The sequence below is a fragment of the Morganella psychrotolerans genome, assembly GCF_965118875.1.
Taxonomy (GTDB): Bacteria; Pseudomonadota; Gammaproteobacteria; order Enterobacterales; family Enterobacteriaceae; genus Morganella; species Morganella psychrotolerans_C.
This window is the reverse complement of sequence record NZ_CBCPJD010000046.1, coordinates 1-1,473: the sequence shown is the minus strand read 5'-3', so window position 1 is coordinate 1,473 and position 1,473 is coordinate 1. Positions and strand designations below refer to the sequence as shown.

Genomic DNA, 1,473 nt, shown 5'->3' with positions numbered 1-1,473 from the left:
TGAGCCTGTTTTCACTCCGCTGAAAGGTGTGGCTCCGCCGGATTGGTTTGTGGAAAACGACATGTCTCTCGCGATAGTGATGTGGGAGATGACCGTTAAAGAATTATGCGGGCAGGGAATTATCTGCCTCACCGACCTGGCTGTTCTTGAGCGCTGGTGTGTTGCCTATCAACTTTGGCGTAACTTAGTGATTGCCATTATTAAGGACGGAACCAAGCTGATTGGTGCCACAGGCGGCCCGATAAAAAACCCTGACCTTACTGCGAAAAAAGAGCAGGAAAGCGAAATGGATCGCACCGGTGCCATGCTGGGTCTTGATCCCGGAAGCCGTCAGCGGCTGATTGGTATGGCGGGTCAGAAAAAACAGGAAAATCCGTTCCTGAGGATAATTACATCATGAGTCGCAAAGCTTACCCGAACGTCAATGCGGCCAATCAGTATGCCCGTGAAGTTGTTCGCGGAAAGATTGTGGTCTGCCAGTATGTAAAAGATGCCTGCCAGCGTCATATTGACGATCTTGGCGAAGAGAAGGGGCGTAAATTCCGGTACCGGTTCGATAAAGATTCAGCCGAAAAGGCAGCGCGGTTCATTCAGTTGCTGCCGCACACCAAAGGGGAGTGGGCGTTTAAACGGATGCCGATCACCCTGGAGCCGTGGCAATTGTTTATTGTCTGCTCTGCGTTTGGATGGGTGCATAAAGGTAGCAAATTACGCCGGTTCCGTGAGGTATACACCGAGATCCCCCGCAAAAATGGTAAATCAGCCATCTCTGCCGGAGTCGCTCTTTACTGTTTTACCTGTGATAACGAGTTTGGCGCTGAAGTGTATTCCGGTGCAACCACAGAAAAACAGGCATGGGAGGTATTCCGCCCGGCAAAATTGATGTGCAAGCGCACTCCTCTGCTGATTGATGCATTTGGCATTGAAGTTAACGCAAAAAACATGAACCGCCCTGACGACGGCGCGCGGTTTGAACCGCTGATCGGGGATCCCGGTGACGGACAATCGCCGCATTGCGCTATTGTTGATGAGTATCACGAACACGATACGGATTCACTGTATACAACCATGATCACCGGGATGGGGGCTCGCCGCCAGCCACTGATGTGGGCTATCACGACCGCCGGATATAACATTGAAGGTCCGTGTTATGACAAGCGGCGAGAAGTGATTGAAATGCTCAACGGCACGGTACCGAATCCGGAATTATTCGGCATTATTTATACTGTCGATGAAGGTGACGACTGGACGGATCCGGCGACATTGCGCAAAGCAAACCCGAATATGGGGGTTTCTGTCTACAGTGACTTCCTGATCAGCCAGCAGAACCGAGCAAAAAACAATCCCAGAATGACGGGGATATTCAAAACCAAGCACCTGAATATCTGGGTTTCAGCGAAGTCGGCATTTTTTAACATGGTGTCATGGCGTGAATGTGAGGATAAATCACTTACTTTGAGCGCATTTGAGGGG

2 protein-coding genes are annotated in these 1,473 nt (G+C 50.6%); both read left to right on the top strand.

What is annotated here, in order from left to right; genetic code table 11:
* The coding region (locus ACMHKJ_RS19205; protein ID WP_413496432.1) for a phage terminase small subunit P27 family at positions 1-400 on the top strand (400 nt) is incomplete at its 5' end.
* On the top strand, positions 397-1,473 hold a 1,077-nt coding region (locus tag ACMHKJ_RS19200), incomplete at its 3' end, for a terminase large subunit (RefSeq protein ID WP_413496430.1). The genes ACMHKJ_RS19205 and ACMHKJ_RS19200, both read left to right, overlap by 4 nt.